This window comes from Aeromonas sp. 6P (genome assembly GCF_051919525.1).
Classification (GTDB): domain Bacteria; phylum Pseudomonadota; class Gammaproteobacteria; order Enterobacterales; family Aeromonadaceae; genus Aeromonas; species Aeromonas veronii.
On record NZ_JBQBEO010000002.1, the window covers coordinates 4,591,772 to 4,607,365 of the forward strand.

Annotated in this window: 14 protein-coding genes; 8 read left to right on the forward strand and 6 right to left on the reverse strand. The window is 61.9% G+C overall.

Translation table 11 applies throughout. The features are described 5' to 3' along the window. Window positions 1-7 precede the first annotated feature (7 nt). Genes ACTG2J_RS21435 through ACTG2J_RS21470 form a run of 8 tightly spaced genes read left to right on the forward strand, consistent with a single transcriptional unit; the run spans window position 8 to window position 8,975 of the window. Window positions 8-2,149, forward strand: a complete 2,142-nt coding sequence (locus ACTG2J_RS21435; protein WP_439989139.1) for a GumC family protein — start codon at window positions 8-10, stop codon at window positions 2,147-2,149. Next, window positions 2,146-3,360: a lipopolysaccharide biosynthesis protein gene (locus tag ACTG2J_RS21440; RefSeq protein WP_439989138.1), complete on the forward strand. Its 1,215-nt coding sequence runs from the start codon at window positions 2,146-2,148 to the stop codon at window positions 3,358-3,360. The genes ACTG2J_RS21435 and ACTG2J_RS21440 overlap by 4 nt, the downstream gene beginning before the upstream one ends. Continuing rightward, window positions 3,357-4,736 (forward strand): capsular biosynthesis protein, encoded by a 1,380-nt coding sequence (locus tag ACTG2J_RS21445; protein WP_320643245.1) that lies wholly within the window; start codon window positions 3,357-3,359, stop codon window positions 4,734-4,736. Before ACTG2J_RS21440 ends, ACTG2J_RS21445 begins: the two co-directional genes overlap by 4 nt. Further along, window positions 4,733-5,743 (forward strand): glycosyltransferase family 2 protein, encoded by a 1,011-nt coding sequence (locus ACTG2J_RS21450; RefSeq protein WP_201990982.1) that lies wholly within the window; start codon window positions 4,733-4,735, stop codon window positions 5,741-5,743. Before ACTG2J_RS21445 ends, ACTG2J_RS21450 begins: the two co-directional genes overlap by 4 nt. After that, a complete protein-coding gene (locus ACTG2J_RS21455; protein WP_201990981.1) occupies window positions 5,740-6,957 on the forward strand; it encodes a glycosyltransferase family 4 protein in 1,218 nt (405 codons plus the stop codon). Before ACTG2J_RS21450 ends, ACTG2J_RS21455 begins: the two co-directional genes overlap by 4 nt. After that, window positions 6,954-7,457 carry a serine acetyltransferase gene (locus ACTG2J_RS21460; protein ID WP_113740539.1) on the forward strand — a complete coding sequence of 168 codons (504 nt, stop codon included), beginning with the start codon at window positions 6,954-6,956 and terminating at the stop codon, window positions 7,455-7,457. The genes ACTG2J_RS21455 and ACTG2J_RS21460 overlap by 4 nt, the downstream gene beginning before the upstream one ends. Then, window positions 7,444-8,571: a glycosyltransferase family 4 protein gene (locus tag ACTG2J_RS21465; RefSeq protein ID WP_113740538.1), complete on the forward strand. Its 1,128-nt coding sequence runs from the start codon at window positions 7,444-7,446 to the stop codon at window positions 8,569-8,571. Before ACTG2J_RS21460 ends, ACTG2J_RS21465 begins: the two co-directional genes overlap by 14 nt. Further along, entirely contained in the window at window positions 8,568-8,975 is a 408-nt protein-coding gene (locus ACTG2J_RS21470) for a hypothetical protein (RefSeq protein WP_113740537.1), read from the forward strand. Before ACTG2J_RS21465 ends, ACTG2J_RS21470 begins: the two co-directional genes overlap by 4 nt. Before the next feature lie 32 nt (window positions 8,976-9,007). On the opposite strand, the gene ACTG2J_RS21475 is transcribed toward ACTG2J_RS21470, so the two are convergent. The 6 genes from ACTG2J_RS21475 to blrA all read right to left on the reverse strand — a co-directional run bounded on the left by ACTG2J_RS21475 (window position 9,008) and on the right by blrA (window position 15,545). Beyond that, window positions 9,008-10,405, reverse strand: coding sequence for a DUF4832 domain-containing protein (locus ACTG2J_RS21475; protein WP_439997870.1), 1,398 nt, complete (start codon window positions 10,403-10,405; stop codon window positions 9,008-9,010). A 134-nt stretch (window positions 10,406-10,539) separates the two neighbouring features. Continuing rightward, window positions 10,540-11,895, reverse strand: coding sequence for a cell envelope integrity protein CreD (gene creD / locus ACTG2J_RS21480; protein WP_439997871.1), 1,356 nt, complete (start codon window positions 11,893-11,895; stop codon window positions 10,540-10,542). Window positions 11,896-12,012: 117 nt separating this feature from the next. Further along, window positions 12,013-12,492 carry a DUF1566 domain-containing protein gene (locus tag ACTG2J_RS21485; protein WP_439997872.1) on the reverse strand — a complete coding sequence of 160 codons (480 nt, stop codon included), beginning with the start codon at window positions 12,490-12,492 and terminating at the stop codon, window positions 12,013-12,015. 83 nt (window positions 12,493-12,575) lie between these two features. After that, a complete protein-coding gene (gene blaOXA, locus ACTG2J_RS21490) occupies window positions 12,576-13,370 on the reverse strand; it encodes an OXA-12 family class D beta-lactamase (protein WP_439997873.1) in 795 nt (264 codons plus the stop codon). 82 nt (window positions 13,371-13,452) lie between these two features. Then, entirely contained in the window at window positions 13,453-14,874 is a 1,422-nt protein-coding gene (gene blrB / locus ACTG2J_RS21495; protein WP_371178979.1) for a beta-lactam sensor histidine kinase BlrB, read from the reverse strand. Next, the gene (gene blrA / locus ACTG2J_RS21500; RefSeq protein ID WP_439997874.1) at window positions 14,871-15,545 is read right to left on the reverse strand and encodes a beta-lactam response regulator transcription factor BlrA; all 675 of its coding nucleotides are present in this window, start codon (window positions 15,543-15,545) and stop codon (window positions 14,871-14,873) included. Before blrA ends, blrB begins: the two co-directional genes overlap by 4 nt. Between the last annotated feature and the right edge of the window lie 49 nt (window positions 15,546-15,594).

The window sequence follows — 15,594 nt, forward strand, 5'->3', positions numbered from 1 at the left end:
GCTCTTCATGACTTCATTGTTGGTTGAAAATGGCCGTGCGCTAGAGAGTCGCCTCGATTTCAGCGGCCCTTGGCGGGTGCTCAAGGCAAACTGGTGGAGGGTGGTATTGTTTGCCGCCGTGGTGACCCTGGCGGCAGCCCCCTTTATTCTCAGCATGCCGCCCTATTATCAATCCAGTGCGACCCTGCTGCTGAAGGCAGATGCCAACAGCGCTTCCCCTATCGAGCCCGTCTATCGGGTCGATACCAGCCGCCGCGAGTACTACAACACCCAGTTCGAGCTGCTCAAGTCACGCCGGGTAGCCGAGAAGGTGGTTACTCATCTGGGTTTGGCCGAGTTGCCGGAATTCAACGGACAGCCCAATCCCGACAGCTGGCTGAGCCGCATCAAGGGGCTCTGGAGTGCCGCACATCAGGAGGATGCCTCCTCACGCCACCAGCATGCGCTGGAGTATCTGGCCAGACACCTGACCGTCTCGCCGGTGCGCGATACCCAGCTGGTCAGCATCGGGTTCGAATCCCGCTCTCCCGAGCTGGCCGCCAGCGTCGCCAATGAGGTGGCCCAGACCTACATCGATCTCAATGTGGAGGAGCGGGTCGATGCCAACACCACGGCATCGCACTGGAACCAGAGCCGGCTGGTGGAGATAAAGGCCAGTCTGGAGAAGCAGGAGAAGCAGCTCGGCGATTTTCTTGCCCGCAATGATCTGCTGACGTTTCGCGGCGTAGATGGTCTGCAAACCGAAGAGCTCGGCATCATCACCAACAAGTACGCGGATGCCCGCGAGCGGCGGCTGGCGGCGCAGGCCGAATTCCAGTCCATTCAGGAGTACGGCCGCAATCCGGCGGCGCTGGCTTCCCTGCCCGAGGTCTCCAACCACCCCCAGATGCAGGATCTGCGCATCGCCCTCATCAAGGCCCAGCAGGAGCTCTCCGAGCTGGCCAAGCGTTATGGCCCCAAGCATGACCGTATTCTGCAGGCCGAAGCGCGCATCAAGGCGCTCAATACCCAGTCAAACCAGCTGATGCGGGAGATTGCCGACGGTATCGAGGATCGCTACCAGAGCAGCCAGCGCAAGGAGCAGGAGTACCTCGCCCAGCTTGACGAGAAGAAGCGGGAGTTCTCCTCGCTGGCAGTCAAGAAGGATGAGTACAACAACCTGAAGAACAATATCGACAAGACCCGTCAGCTCTATAACGAGCTGTTTCGCCGTCAGGAAGAGACCCGCCTGAACGCTCAGCTGCACGAGTCGAATGCCATCCTCTACGACGCGGCATCGGTGCCCTTGCTGCCTGCCAAACCAAACAAGATGCTGTTTCTGCTGATGGTGGTGATCATGGCGGGCATGGTTGCCGTGCTGGTAGTCATCACTGCCGGAGCGCTGCGCAATACCCTGAATCGTCTGAGCCAGCTGGTCTCCCAGCTCGGTGGTCGGGTGCTTGGTGAAATCCCGCGGCTGGCGGCCCTGCAGGATCAGAGTGCTCTGCTGCGGGTGGGGGCGGTCAATCCCAGAGTAGGTGCCAGTGCCGATGACCTCTACGCCATCATGCGGCTGGAGCCGGGTCAGCTGCAGCGCATCATGATCACCTCGACCCGTGCTGGTGAGGGCAAGTCGACGCTGGTGGCTCTCTGTGCCGCCAGCTTTGCCCGCCATGAGCGAGTGCTGCTGGTGGATGGGGATCTGCGCCGGGGCTCCCTTGGTCGCCAGTTGCTGGGGCAGGCAGCCAGACCGGGGTTGGCCGAGCTGCTCGCAGGCGAAGCCGATTTGGCTGCCTGTCTGGTGCCAAAAGAGGGATTGACCCTGCTGCCGGCTGGCCAGCCGGTCTCCTCCCCGCTGGCACTGCTTGGCTCGCCACGCTGGAGCGAACTGCTGGCAACTCTGGCCGGGCAGTTTGACCGCATCATAGTGGACACCCCTGCGCTGGAGGTCGGCAAGGATGCCCTGCTGCTGGGGCAGCCGCTGGATGGTGCCATTCATGTGATCCAGTCCGGCCAGCTGCCGGCCAGTCGGGTGCTGAGCGTGCTGGCACAACTGCGGGATGCCAGAGTGGCGGTACTGGGGACAGTGCTGACCCAGGTCGCCGAGCGCGATCTGGAAGGGGCGGAGAACCTGAGATTCTGTGGTGCACCCACCCGGGGCGCGCTATGAAACTGCTGCGCAGCATCACCACCATAGGGGGTGCTTCCGTGCTATCCCAGCTGATCGGGGCGTTTTCGGTCTGGTCACTGTCGCACAAGTTCGACATGGCTGCGGTCGGGCTCTATGCCCTCAGCTACAGTCTGGTGCTGATCGGTGCCCAGCTTGCCACCTTTGCCTCGCAACTGCTGTTGCCCAAGCTGGAGGAGGCCGAGCTGCCCGGCAACCTGATCTTTTCCCTGTTGCAGGTCTGGCTGTTCCCCATCCCCTATGTGCTGGTGGTGGTCTGCTTTTTCTCGCTGCCGCTCTGGCCGCTCTACCTGCTGACCGTGACCCACGGGCTGATCCTCATCGCCGAGAATCTGGCCCTGCGGGCCGGCCACTACCAGCGGCTCGGTCTGCAGCGTATCTCGGCCTCCGCCGTGGTGCTGCTCTGTCTGCTGTTGGCCCCTGACATGGCGCACTTCTATCAGTTATGGGCCTGTCTGCTGCTGGTGGTGATCGGGGGCTGGTTGTGGTCTGCCTTTACCTGGCACAGTGCCATGCTGAGGGAGGCTGCCCCGCGCCACCTGCTGCACTTCTTCTCCCGCCATAAAGCGCATCTGGCAGGTGTCGGCAGTGCCGAAGTGCTGGCGATGGTGACGGCTAATCTGCCAACCGTGCTGATCAACTTCTGGTTTTCCCCTCTGGTGGCGGGCTACTTTGCCGTGGTCAACCGCTTCTGTCTGGCGCCCGTGGTGATTGTCGGCAACGCCATCCGCCACTCCATCTTCTCGCGATGGTCGGAGGATTTCCGCCTGCGCCGTTTCAACGGGGAGGAGTTTCGCAAGGTGAAGCGGCTGCTGCTGGCGATGGGCAGTGCGGCCACCCTCGGGATCCTCATCTGCTATCCGCTGGTGATGAAGTGGTTCTTCAATGCGGAGTGGAACGCCTCCATCGATACCTCCCGCTACATGTTGCCCTATGTGTTTACTGCGGTGGCCATCTGCCCGCTGACCGTAATCGAGCTGGTGTTCGGCTCGCCCCGCTACTTTTTGCGGATCCAGCTTGAGCAGCTGCTGGTCGTAGTGATCGCCTTCGTGCTGTTGCCCTGGTTGCATCAGGAGTACGAGCTCTGCGTGCTGGCCTTCTCTCTGCTGACTGCGGTGCGCTACGGCTTCGTCTTTTTGCGGGTCAACCGCCGGGCTGCCGAGTTGCAGGGGCGGATGGAGCTGGCCTCGTGAACAGTGCCCTCATCATGCAGGCCAATCTGCTGCTGTCGCTGGTGATCTGCGGCCTGGCCCAGTACGTCACCGGCATTACAGCCTTCCTCTGGCTGCCCTTCCTGCTGGCGATTGCCACCTTGATGTTGCTGCCGCTGCAGACGCGTTACAGCCCGCTGCGGCTCGACTATCAGGAGAAGGTGCTGCTGCTGCTCTACTGTGGCTTGCTGGTGCTGGCGCTGCTGGGCACCCTGCTTCAGCAGGGGGGCATGGTGACTATCATCGGTTTCAAGAACGAGCTGGCGCTCTCTCTGCTGCTTCCCTGCTTGTTGCTAGGCTTCTGCCGCGAGTCACAGATTTACCGCATCATTAAGCTGGTGGAGTGGGTCTTCTACCTGCAGATCCCGGTGGTGCTGTTTCAGGTGCTGGTGGTGGTGCCGAAACGGGTGGCAATGCGCGGCGAGTTTGAGAAGTGGGACTCAGTGGTCGGCACCTTCGGGGGGGATCCCATGGGGGGCGGCAATACCGGTGCACTCGGCTTCTTCTGCCTGCTGGTGATGCTGATCAAGCTCTCCGAGTTTCGCCACGGCCTCATTTCGCGTCGTTCGGTCGCTTTTCACATTCTTGCCGCCTTTGCCATCTGTGTGCTGGCCGAGGTGAAGTTCGTCATCCTGTTGTCCCCCTTGCTACTGGCCTGGGTCTGGCTCTCGCCAAGCTATGTCAGGGGGATGAAGAGCTATGACCTCAAGCGTCTGCTGCTGATTGCGCTGGCGATGACTGCGCTGGTGGCAGTGGCCGTTCTGGTGCTGGCTGCCTCCTACTCATCCGTGTTCGAGGGGGCCGGACAACAGGGGGCCATTGCGCTGTTTATCGACTCCCTCGGCTATATCTTCGATCCCAACCACATCAACCCGGAAACCGGCGAGCTGGGGCGGGTGACGACGCTCTTTTTCTGGGCCAGCAACGGTGATCACCACGGTCTCAGCAATCTGCTGTTTGGTTATGGCCTCAACACCACCAACCATGGCAGCACCCTGCCCGGTTTTCTCAACCCCCTGTTCAACGTGCTGCTCGACTCCACGTCCCTCAGCGTGTTGTTGTGGGAGGTGGGACTGATGGGCACCCTGATCTTCATCGTGCTGATCGTTCTGCTGCTCTGGTGCTGCCGTCCCCGTCCGTTGCTGGATCGCCAGCTGCTGAGCGCGGCAGATGTGCGTCTGCTCAGCTATCAACCCGCTTTCATCGCGTTCGGGATCGCCTGCCTGCTGAGCTTGCCTTACAGCCAGCTGCTGATGCTAATCCCGGTGCAGCAGTTTCTCTTCTATTTCGTGCTGGGTGCCGCCCTGGTGATCCGTTCTTCGGTTCGGCAGGCCACCCGTTCCTGTGAGGTGTCATGACTCCATCCCCCCTTATCTCCGTCATCATCAAGACCTACAACGAGGAGGCAGGGATTGCCGACACCATAGCCAGCATCAGGAGCGCTCTGGCCGACTACTCCCACCAGATTATCGTGGCGGATAGTCTCTCGACCGACCGCACCCAGGCGATTGCCTGCCAGCTGGGGGTGACTGTGGTGAGCCTGACCGACCCGGCAGATCGCTGTTGCGGCGTGGGGCCACAGCTTGGCTACCTCTTCAGCGAAGGGGAGTTCCTGCTGCTGCTCGATGGCGACATGAAGCTGGAGCCGGAGTTTGTGCCGGCCGCCCTTGCGCACATGCACTCCCACCCCGAATGCGGTGGCGTGGCCGGGCGGGCCGAGATGGATGATGCCCACAGCTATGAGTTCAAGTCGCGCAAGCAGCGCATCAACCAGATCTATCCGCTGGGCGAGTCGCGCTGGCTGTGTGGTGGCGGCCTGTTTCGACGCAGCGCTATCGAGCAGATCGGCTATCTCACCAATCGCAACCTGCACGGTTACGAAGAGGCGGAGCTGGGTATCCGGCTGCGTCAGGCGGGCTATCGGCTGGAGCGGCTCGATGTCCCCTTCTTCTTTCACACCTCCCACACCATGGACTCCCTTGCCCTGATCCGTTACCGCTGGCGCATGGGGTATCTGTTTGCCAGCGGCGAGCTGGTGCGCTCGGCGTGGGGGCAGCCCTATTTTCGCGAGGTGCTGTCGGTGATCCGCTCCGAGCTGCTGTTCGGGCTCTACCTGCTGACACTCCTGTTCTGCGTACTGCTTTTCGCAGCCGGGCTGCCGTTCTGGTTGCCGCTGCTGGCGCTGGCACCGCTGGGTGGCTTCATCGCTCTCAAGTGGTTGAAGAACCGCTCCCTGCAAGATGCCCTGCGCAGTGTCATGAACCTCTCCATCTATGCAGCCGGGCTGGTGCGCGGCCTGCTGTTGCCCCAGCGCTCTCCGCGCGAGGCGCCCGCCCATCGTCTGATCCAGGAGTCATTGCCGTGAAGGTGCTCTTTGCCAACAAGTTCTTTTTCATGAAGGGGGGCGCCGAGACAGTACTCTTTCAGGAGCGGGATATGGTGCGTCAGGCGGGTCATCAGGTGATCGACTTTGCCATGCAGCATCCGGATAACCTCCCCTCGCCCCAGAGTGGCTACTTTCCGGCCAACGTCGATTATCACCAGCGGCACGGGCTCTTCGATCGGCTGAAGATCGCCGTTCGCTTCATCCACAATCAGGAGGCCTGTGATCGGCTGGCGGAGCTTATCCGTGCCGAGCGGCCCGATATCGTTCACTTTCACAACATCTACCACCAGCTCACCCCGGCAATCATCCGGGTGGCCAAATCCCTGGGCTGCAAGACGGTGCTGACAGCCCACGACTACAAGGTGGCTTGTCCCAACTACAGCATGCTGGTCGATGGCGAGCCGTTCGATCTGACCCGGATCGAGGGTTCCTGGCTCAAGCTGTTTCGCCATCAGTGGCAGGAGGGATCATGGGGCAAGAGCCTGCTGCTCTCTGCCGAGGCCGCCTGGCAGCAGTGGCGCCGCAACTATGAGCAGGTCGATGCATTGGTGGCGCCGAGCGCCTTCATGGCCGGGATGCTTCGCACCCGGCTGCCCGCTTCCCGCATCGAGGTGATCCTCAATGGCATAGATGTCGAGTCGAGCCGCGAAAGCGGAGAGGATCGGGGGTACTTTCTGTTCCTCGGGCGCCTGATGGCCGAGAAAGGGGTCGAAACGCTTGCCCGTGCCCATCAGCGCATGACGCGGCCGGCGGGTCTCAAAATTGTGGGCGGTGGCCCGCTGCAGGCGCACCTCGGGCAGCATTATCCCAATGCCGAACTGCTGGGGTTCAGGCAGGGGGAGGAGTTGCTCGATCTGCTGCGTCACGCCAAGGCCGTGGTGGTGCCGTCCGAGTGGTACGAGAACTGCTCCATGTCGGTACTGGAGGCGATGGCCTATGGCAAACCGGTGATCGGGGCTCGAATTGGCGGGATTCCGGAGCAGATCCGCGACGGTCTCGATGGCCTGTTGTTCGAGGCGGGCAATGCCGACGAGCTGGCCCGCTGCATGGACAGGCTGGTGGCCGAGCCGGAGCAGACGGCGGCCATGGGGCGTTCGGCCCGCCAGCGGCTGATCGACAACTACTCCCTCGCCAGCCACCAGCAAGCTCTGCTGGCGCTCTACCAGTCGTTGCTGGAGGAGAAACAGAGATGAGTTTCTGGCACGAGTTGAAAGCCGAACTGGCGCTCAATCCGAGCAAGACGGCGCGCCTGTTCCTGTTCAGTTACCGGCTGGCACAGACCCGTTATCAGGGAGGCCGCTTTCTGGCGTTACCCGGCTTGCTGCTGCTCAAGGGATTCAAGCTGTTGTGCGGCCTCGATATCTCGCCAAGAGCCCGGCTGGGTTGGGGTCTACGCCTCTATCACCCGCAGAATATCGTCATCGGTGACGGCGTGCAGATGGGGCGTGACTGCACCCTGCGCCACAACTGTACCCTGGGCAACAAGCCTGATCGCCAAAGCGGCCAGCTCCTCTCGCCCACCGTGGGGGACGGGGTCGAGTTCGGCACCGGCGCCATCGTCATCGGGGCCATCGCCATTGGTGATCATGCCTGTGTCGGTGCCGGCGCCGTCGTTACTCGTTCCGTCCCGGTTCGCGCCGTTGTTGCGGGCAATCCCGCCAGAATCATTCGAGAAGATCATGAAGCAGATTAGTGTGACCGTACTCGGTACCCGGGGGATCCCCCATGTACTGGGCGGTGTCGAAACCCATTGTCAGTCCCTCTATCCGGAGCTGCACCGCCAGTTCGAAGTGGCCGCGACCGTGCTGGCTCGCGCCCCCTATGTGAATTACCGAAGCGGCGAGTTTGAAGGGGTGGCTCTCAAGGCGTTGCCCGCCCCCAAAAAGAAGTCGCTGGAGGCAATCCTCCACTCTCTGCTCGCGGCTTTTTACTGCCGCCGTCATGCCTGCGATCTGGTGCATGTCCATGCCATCGGCCCGGGGCTGGTGGTGCCGCTGCTGAGGTTGCTTGGCAAGCGGGTGGTCTTTACCCATCACGGCCCCGACTATGACCGCCAGAAGTGGGGGGCGCTGGCCAAGTGGGTATTAAGCCTTGGCGAGCGCTGGGCGGTACGTTATGCCTGCGAGGTGATCGTCATCTCCGAAGTGATCAACGAGGCGATCCGCCGCCAGTACGATCGCCAGGATGCCCACCTCATCTACAACGGGGTGAAACGGGTCGAGTTGCCGGCAGCGGACAAGAGGGAGCTGACGCTGGCCCGTTTCGGACTGACCGCTGGCAGCTATCTGGTGGCGGTGGGCCGCTTCGTCGAGGAGAAGGGGCTGCACGATCTCATCGCAGCCTATCGCCAGCTTGATACCGAGCTGCCACTGGTTCTGGTGGGGGATACGGATCACCCGACCCCCTACAGCGAGCGCTTGCAGCGGATAGCGGATGAAACTCCGGGGGTGATCCGCACCGGTTTCCTCAATGGCGAGGCGCTGATCAGCGTCTTTTCACAGGCGGCCCTGTTTGCCATGCCCTCTTATCACGAGGGGTTGCCGATCGCCCTGCTGGAGGCGCTCTCCTTCTCCCTGCCGGTGGTGGTGAGCGACATTCCCGCCAATCTGGCGGTGGCGCTGCAACAGGAGTGCTATTTCCCGGTCGGCGATGTGAGTGCGCTGGCAGAGCGACTCAGCGCCCAGATGACCCGCGGCAAGGTCGATTACAGCGACTATCTGCAGCGGTATGACTGGCAGCGGATCGCCGGCCAGACCATGGAGGTCTACCGCAAGGCTTTGGGCCTGCCCGCAGGAGAAAACCAATGAGCCAATTACCGCAGAAACCGCAGGGGGCGATCGACCGCTTCTACCGTGCTCTCCCCCCCGAGGTGGCCGAGAGCCTGAGTGAAACCCAGCGCGACGGTATCGAGCATGCGCTGCGGCTGATGAGTGATGGCAAGTCGCACGCCATCAACGTCAACAGCGCCTTCGGCATCGGTCGCTGGCGCTGCTATCTGGTGGTGCTGATGGGACGGGATCGCCGCTACCGCGGGCGGGAGAGCGGCTTTCGCTTTCACCTCAAGGTGCTGCTGACCACCCTGCTGTTGCTGCTGGCGATCTGCGGCATGGTGCTGCTGCTCTATCTGGTGAAGTCGGCCCTTGGCATCGACATCTTCAAGCACTTCTCGTTCGGGGTGTGGGATCTGTTCAAAAAGAGTGTGCTGATGTGATGAAAGAGGGCTCCTGCGGGAGCCCTCTTGCGTTACTGGATGTCGATCTCGGCCAGACGATACCAGCCACTCTCTTCCAGACCGGCAATGCCGAGCTGCAGGGCGGGCTGCTTGTCCTGACCGATGAAGGCCAGCTCCAGATAGTAGTGACCGCGTGCCATCCGGCCCGGCAGGGTCAGGCTGTCGCGAGTGGTAGCCTTGCTGCCCGGGATCCAGCGGGTCATGTCGTTGCGGGTCACCAGCATGGCGCCGACCTGCCCTTCCTCGTTGACCAGCCGGTAGGTGAGCGGCCAGTTGCGATAGGCCGGCGCTACTCCGTCGTTGTGCCAGTCGCCGTTGAGGGTAAGGGTAGCCCCCGGCTTCATGGTTCCCTTGAGGGTCAGCTGGTCCAGCACGATGCGATAGCCCATCTTGCGCAGGGCATTGTCGACGATGGGTCGATATTGGGGGGGAACCGGATCCGACTTGAGATTGATGGTGGAGGCGTGTTGGGCCAGCGCCCAGTCAAAGGTGGCCTTGACCTCCTCCATGGTGTACTGCTGCTGGCCTGGCCACTCGCTCAGCTTGCCGCACACCTCGAAACTGACCGGAGCCCTCTGCCAGCTGGAATCGAAGTTCGCCACATTGGCGCGGGCGCTCGCCAGTCGTTCCGGGTAGGCATTGCGCATGTGGCTCCAGCTTTGGGAGAAGTGGTGCCAGTCGCCGAGGCAGTCTGCCCGCCAGCCAGATCCCTTGCCCACTGCATACTCGAACATGGGCAGGTTGTTGATGAGCATCAGCTTGGGGGTTCGCGGAAAAGCGGCCATCTGCAGGTCAACATAGGGTTTGAGCTGCTCGCTGCTGTAGCGCTGTTCCAGCGTCGGGCCGGGGAAGTTGCTCATGTGCCACTCCCCCCATGAACCTATCATGCCGATGTCGACATGACTCAGCGCCGGATTGCCATCGTAATGGTCTCCCAGCGCCTGAAACAGCCGGGTAGCACGGGCGAGGAACAGCGGGTCGCTGTAGTCGGGCACAAAGGTCTGGTGGTTGTTCCCCCACTCTCCCCGAATCCCCTTGTTGATAAGCCACTCCGGGATCTTGCTGCCCGAGAAGGGCTTATCAAGGGTCATGACCCTGAGGGCAATCGACTGTTTCGGGGTGGCGTGCTGTGCCTGATCGATGGCCCTGTCGATCAGAGCAAAGTTGTATTCGCCCTCCCGTGGCTCCAGCTCGCTCCAGTAGAAGCGGAAGTAGTCGACCGTGCTGACCGGATGTTCAGCCAGAGAGAGGGGATGACCCCAGCTGTTGTGAAACTCTTCGATACCGACGCCGGGATTGTGCAAGAGGTCTTCGACCGGTTCGGGATGAATGGTGAGGGTGCCGGCCAGAGCTCCCTGAGCCCATAGCAAGCCGGAATAGAGCAGGATCCTGCCCGGATGCATTTTCATGTGATCGTCCGCCTGTGGAACATGGTTGCATGCTAGGAAATTGGCGGACAAAGGCCCAGCCGGTTCCGCTGTTTTCGAGAAGAACCGACTGAAGCCTTTGTTGTCTAGGTCAGAGATTGACGGAGGTTGTGCCCTCAGTCGTCATTGTCATGTCCGGCTGGGCGGGATTCGACACTCTGTTGCCCCATCACCTGATACCAGTCGAGCTTGCGGGTCAGCATCATGATCAGCGTCAGGGTGGCGAACAAGAGCAGGGCACCGAGCAGCAGGGCGATCTCTTCGGCCTGCAGCAGGCTGTAGAGGATGGCATAGACCAGCCCGAGCAGCGCCGCGAAGCCGATCCCCTGCTTCGGGCCGCCCAGCACATGGCTCAGATAGAAGCCGTTGAGCAGCACGCTGGCCAGCGCAGCCACCAGATAGGCCCAGCCAAAGCCGAGGTGTTCGGTCAGGGCCAGCAGCACCAGATAGAAGATAGCCAGCCCCATACCCACCAGCGCGTACTGGATCGGGTGAACCCGCAGCCCCTTGAGCAGCTCGAACATGAAGAAGCTGATAAAGGTAAGGCCGATAAACAGCAGAGCATACTTGGCCGCCCGTTCGTTGAGCTGATAGTGATCCACCGGCTGCACCAGACTGACGCTGAAGGTGGAGAGATTGCTATCGCCCCCGTTCATCATCCGGTTGAAGCGGGTCTCTATGTCGCTGGCGAACCAGCTGGTTTGCCAGTTGGCCTCAAACCCTTGTGGGCTCAGGGTGCGACTGCCCGGCAGAAAGTCACCGATAAAGTTGGGGTGGGGCCAGTTGCCCGCCAGCTGCAGGGTGCTCTCCTTGCCCAGCGGCACTATGTCGAGGGCGTTCATCCCCTGCAGATTGAGCTCCAGATGAAAGGTGCCATCCTGTTGGGGCAGGCTGTCGAGCGGGGCATGGATACCGGCCAGCGCGTCACCGAGACGGGCGCCGGGGGCAAACGGAATCCGCTGTGTGCCGAGTTGCAGTTCGGGGACGCTGTTGATACCGCGGGCATCGGAGAGCACCAGGCTCAAGTAGGGTTTGCCCGCCACCAGCTCGGCCGTTTCACCGAGCGGTGAGGTCGCGTCATTCAGCAAACTCTGCCGGGTGGGCAGGCGGCCGGATAGGGTGAGGCGGGTCTGGTATACCTGCGCCTGATAGATGCCCAGCTTGCGCGGGGTCACCTCCATGTTGGCCCTGATATCCAGTTGCTCCGGCAGCAGGTAGCGGTAGATCTGCTCCTGACGGACGAAGCGCTTGCCCTCCTGCTCGACCGTTAACGAGCGGGTATAGGGCTGTACGATAATGGGCCCCATCAGCCGTTGCGGGCCGCTGCTGCTGGCCATGATGCTGTGAATGGCCTGACTGCGATAAGCCTGACGCTCCCGGTTGAGCTCCATGATGGATTGCACCGGCACCATCAACAACAGGCTGAGCAACAGCAGCAGAAAGATCTTGTGGGTAAATATCTGTTTGACCATGACACGTCTCCTTGTTTGATGGAGCGAGTCTGTCAGTCCGGCGTGAAGTGGTGATGGGCTTGTGTGAAGTGGCGGTGAACTGTTGAAAAACGGCGCCATCAGGCGCCGTGGGATTGTTCAGGGGCGGGAGCGCACCAGTCGGGCGGCTTGGGCGAAGCGATCGGTGTGGCCGTCGATGAGTCCGTGCATAAAGTCGATGTAATAGACCAGTTCCGGCATCTCCTCAATGGAGCTGGAGGTCCAGTAGGGGGCTGAATTTTCCCCGTTGTCATGGATATCGGAGAAGAAGCGCGGGTCTGTCATCGGCGCCCGGCAATCTTCGTCGAGCAGGGTGAAGAGCTCCTCGATGGTGGGGAGTCGCCACCCCTCGCCAAGGCGGGCAGCTTCATCTTTGGCTTCAAGCAGCGTCAGCAGGGCCGGTGTGCCCACGCACCCTTTCCCCTCCTGCCACTGGCTGCCGAGGCTGCACGCCTGCCATTCGAGGTGGTTTAGCCGATCATGGATGACTTCTCCCTGCCTACTCAGGCGGTCGGAGAGATCACAGGCAGCCAGCGCCATGCTGGCCGGAAGCCAGAGCAGCAATAGAAATAATTTCATGTTTGTCTCGTTTACGAATGGCGGTCAGCCCGTCGCTGGTGGGCTGACCGTAGTTATCGGGGTTTATCTGGCGGGAAGCGAGCTCACTGCTTTTTAAGTTGTGCAGGCAGGGCAGCCAGCACCTCTTCTTTCGCCTTGAGGGAGGCGAACTGCTTGCCGGGCTTTTGCACCACGGTATGGACGAAGATCAGCTGTTTGCCCGGTTTGCTGGCCCAGCCGACGAACCAGCCGATCTGCTGATCGCGGTTGAGGCTGCCATCCAGCTTCTTCGGGTAGCCCATGCCGGTCTTGCCGTGGATCTGCCAGCCGTCGATCTCGTTCACCTTGAGGATATTGGCGGTGTACTGCAGGGTCCGCGCCGAGACCGGCAGCTTGCCGCTCAGCATCTTGCCGAGGAAGCGGGCCTGTTCCTCCGGACTGATGGCGAGGCTGGAGCTGAGCCAGGCCTGGGTCAGGCCGTCATGTTTGCCCGGATTGCCGGAGAGATCCCGATTGCCGTAGTCGAAGCGGTCGACATATTGCTGGAAGCGCTCCATCCCCAGCCATTCGGTGATCTGCTGGGAGAACCAGACCACCGAGTAGGTTTCCCAGCGGCGCGGGGTGGTGGTTTCACGCCAGGCGGGCAGCCAGCCATCGTAGTTCGGCTTGTAGGGCAGTGCCGGATGCTCTTCATCCACCAGATAGCCACTGTCGTAACCCATCAGCGCCAGCGGGATCTTGAAGGTGGACGCGGGCGGCAGCTGGCTGGAGCAGTCCCCTTCGCTGGAGAGGGTCTGGCCGTTGCCGTCGGCATAGAGAAAGCAGCCGCTGGCGGCGGAGGCAGGCAGGGCTGCGAGCAGACCGGCAGCCAGCAGGCTGGAGAGAAGCAGGCGGGACATAGCATTTCCTTGAGCAAATGGATGACAGAGAAAGCGGCAGTCTAATGCCGCTTTGTGTGGGGAATGTGAAGTTGCGGGGGGACTAGGTGAACGGCAGCCAGAGTTCCGCCAGCGCGCCTCCCTCCGGCCGGTTGCTCAGGGTCAGACGACCGCCATGCTGGTGGGCTACTTCATGGGCGAAGCTGAGCCCCAGACCACTGCTCTTGCCCTTGTCCGGTCGTGGCAGGGAGTAGAAGCGCTCGAAGATGCGCGGCAGGGCGTAGTCTGGAATGCCGGGGCCGCAGTCGGTGACCCGAAAACAGTAGCCCTCCTCCTGCTGGCTGCCGCTCAGGGTGACTTGCCCGTTGGCGGGAGAGAAGTCGATGGCGTTATCCAACAGGTTGCCGATGGCCTGCTCCACCAACAGCGGATCCCACTTCTGTTTCGGCGCGCTGGCCAGCTCGGCCACCAACTCGACCTGACGGCGCTGGGCGATGATCTGGCGGGCATCGAGGGTGCGCTTGCCCAGTTTCGCTGGCTCCACCGACTGGCGATCCAGCCCCTGCCCCGACTCCAGCCGCGCCAGTTGCAGCATTCGCTCGATCAGCTGCTGCATGCGGGCGGTTTCCAGATTGATGTTGCCGATAAACCGTTTGGCAACTTCGGGGGGCGGCGTTTCGGCCAAAATCTCCCCTGCCCCGCGAATGGCGGCCAGCGGGCTCTTCAGCTCGTGGGTCAGGCTGTGCACATAGGCTTCGATGTAGCTTTTGCCATCGAGCTGGTGGCGCATGGTCTCTAGCGAGCGGCCGAGCCGATCCAGCTCGACGGTGTGCAGCCGTGGCAGCGGTGCCGCCTCCCCCTTGCTGACCGAGTCGGCGTAGTGCACCAGCTTGCCGATGGCGCGGTTGAGCCACCACACCAGCAGGCTGCCGATCAGCAGCGAGATGAGCAGCATCTGGCCGCCGGCCCGCAGCAGCTCCTGTTCCCCCCGCTCGATGGCGGGCATCAGGGTGCGGTTGGGTTTGGCGACGGTGAGGGAGCCGATGATCTCGGCCCCTTCCCGCAGCGGCGCCGCCACATACATGGTCGAGCTGGCGGCATCGTCGGGATCGGTGCGGGTGCTGCGGGCGCCATACTGGCCGCGCAGAGTGCGGTAGACATCGTTCCAGCGGGAATAATCCTTGCCCAGATCCGTGCCGTCGGAGTCGTAAATCACCATACCCTTCTGGTCAGTGACATAGATGCGGTACTCCGCCTGCTGCTTGAGGTGGCCATCGATCATCGCATTGATGGGATTCTGGTTGAGGCGGGCGAAGGCGCTGGCCAACCGCCCGTTCATCATATTGCCCTCTTGCAGATCATCGAGCGCCAGCGGTGCCAGCAGCTGGGTCATGTCTACCAGAGTATCCTCGGTGGCGCTGCGCACTCCCGGTTTTATCTCCTCGACGAAGATCTCCAGCACGAACCAGGCGGCCAGCGCGAAGATCAGCAGCAGGCCGCACAGCAGTTGCAGTCCGAGTCTCATGCCAGCTCCAGGCTGTAGCCCAGCCCGCGGTGGGTGAGGATCAGGTTGGCCTCGGGATCATGTTCGCGTAGCTTGGCGCGGATGGTCTTGATATGGGTATCTACGGTGCGATCCAGGCTCTCTTCCGCATCCTGCCACACCAGATCCATCAGCTGTTGGCGGGAGTAGACCCGGCCCGGCGCAAGCATCAGGGTCTTGAGCAGCAGATATTCGTAGCGGGTGAGAGCCAGCAGCTGACCGCGAAAGTGAATGCGGGCCCGCTCCTCATCCAGCACCAGCAGGGCGCTGGGCTGGGGGGCGACGGGCTGGCTGCGGCGCAGGATGACCCGCACCCGGGCACACACTTCCCGTGGCGAGAAGGGTTTGGCCACATAGTCGTCGGCACCGATCTCCAGCCCGATCAGCCGGTCTATCTCCTCGCTGCGGGCGGTGAGGAACATCAGGGGAATATTGGTCAGCGCCCTCACCTGCTTGCAGAGTTCGAAGCCGCTGATGTCGGGCAGCCCCACATCGAGGATCAGGAAGTCGGGTCGCGTCTGTTCCAGTCGTGTCAGCAACTGCTGGCCCAGCATGAACCACTCCACCTCGAACCCGTCGGTCTGCAGGGCATAAATCAGGGTGTCGGCGATGCTGGCCTCATCCTCCACCAGCCAGATGACTCTCTTTTGCATGGCATCCTCGTCGCAAATTGGCACCCCATTCTGGCATCGAACCAAATCG

What these genes read in the sequence shown, in the direction of transcription:
- ACTG2J_RS21435 (WP_439989139.1), top strand. Translation starts at nt 8, where the DNA reads ATGACTTCATTGTTGGTTGAAAATGGCCGTGCGCTAGAGAGTCGCCTC.
- ACTG2J_RS21440 (WP_439989138.1), top strand. Translation starts at nt 2,146, where the DNA reads ATGAAACTGCTGCGCAGCATCACCACCATAGGGGGTGCTTCCGTGCTA.
- ACTG2J_RS21450 (WP_201990982.1), top strand. Translation starts at nt 4,733, where the DNA reads ATGACTCCATCCCCCCTTATCTCCGTCATCATCAAGACCTACAACGAG.
- ACTG2J_RS21460 (WP_113740539.1), top strand. Translation starts at nt 6,954, where the DNA reads ATGAGTTTCTGGCACGAGTTGAAAGCCGAACTGGCGCTCAATCCGAGC.
- ACTG2J_RS21465 (WP_113740538.1), top strand. Translation starts at nt 7,444, where the DNA reads ATGAAGCAGATTAGTGTGACCGTACTCGGTACCCGGGGGATCCCCCAT.
- ACTG2J_RS21470 (WP_113740537.1), top strand. Translation starts at nt 8,568, where the DNA reads ATGAGCCAATTACCGCAGAAACCGCAGGGGGCGATCGACCGCTTCTAC.
- ACTG2J_RS21475 (WP_439997870.1), bottom strand. Translation starts at nt 10,405, where the DNA reads ATGAAAATGCATCCGGGCAGGATCCTGCTCTATTCCGGCTTGCTATGG.
- creD (WP_439997871.1), bottom strand. Translation starts at nt 11,895, where the DNA reads ATGGTCAAACAGATATTTACCCACAAGATCTTTCTGCTGCTGTTGCTC.
- ACTG2J_RS21485 (WP_439997872.1), bottom strand. Translation starts at nt 12,492, where the DNA reads ATGAAATTATTTCTATTGCTGCTCTGGCTTCCGGCCAGCATGGCGCTG.
- blaOXA (WP_439997873.1), bottom strand. Translation starts at nt 13,370, where the DNA reads ATGTCCCGCCTGCTTCTCTCCAGCCTGCTGGCTGCCGGTCTGCTCGCA.
- blrB (WP_371178979.1), bottom strand. Translation starts at nt 14,874, where the DNA reads ATGAGACTCGGACTGCAACTGCTGTGCGGCCTGCTGCTGATCTTCGCG.
- blrA (WP_439997874.1), bottom strand. Translation starts at nt 15,545, where the DNA reads ATGCAAAAGAGAGTCATCTGGCTGGTGGAGGATGAGGCCAGCATCGCC.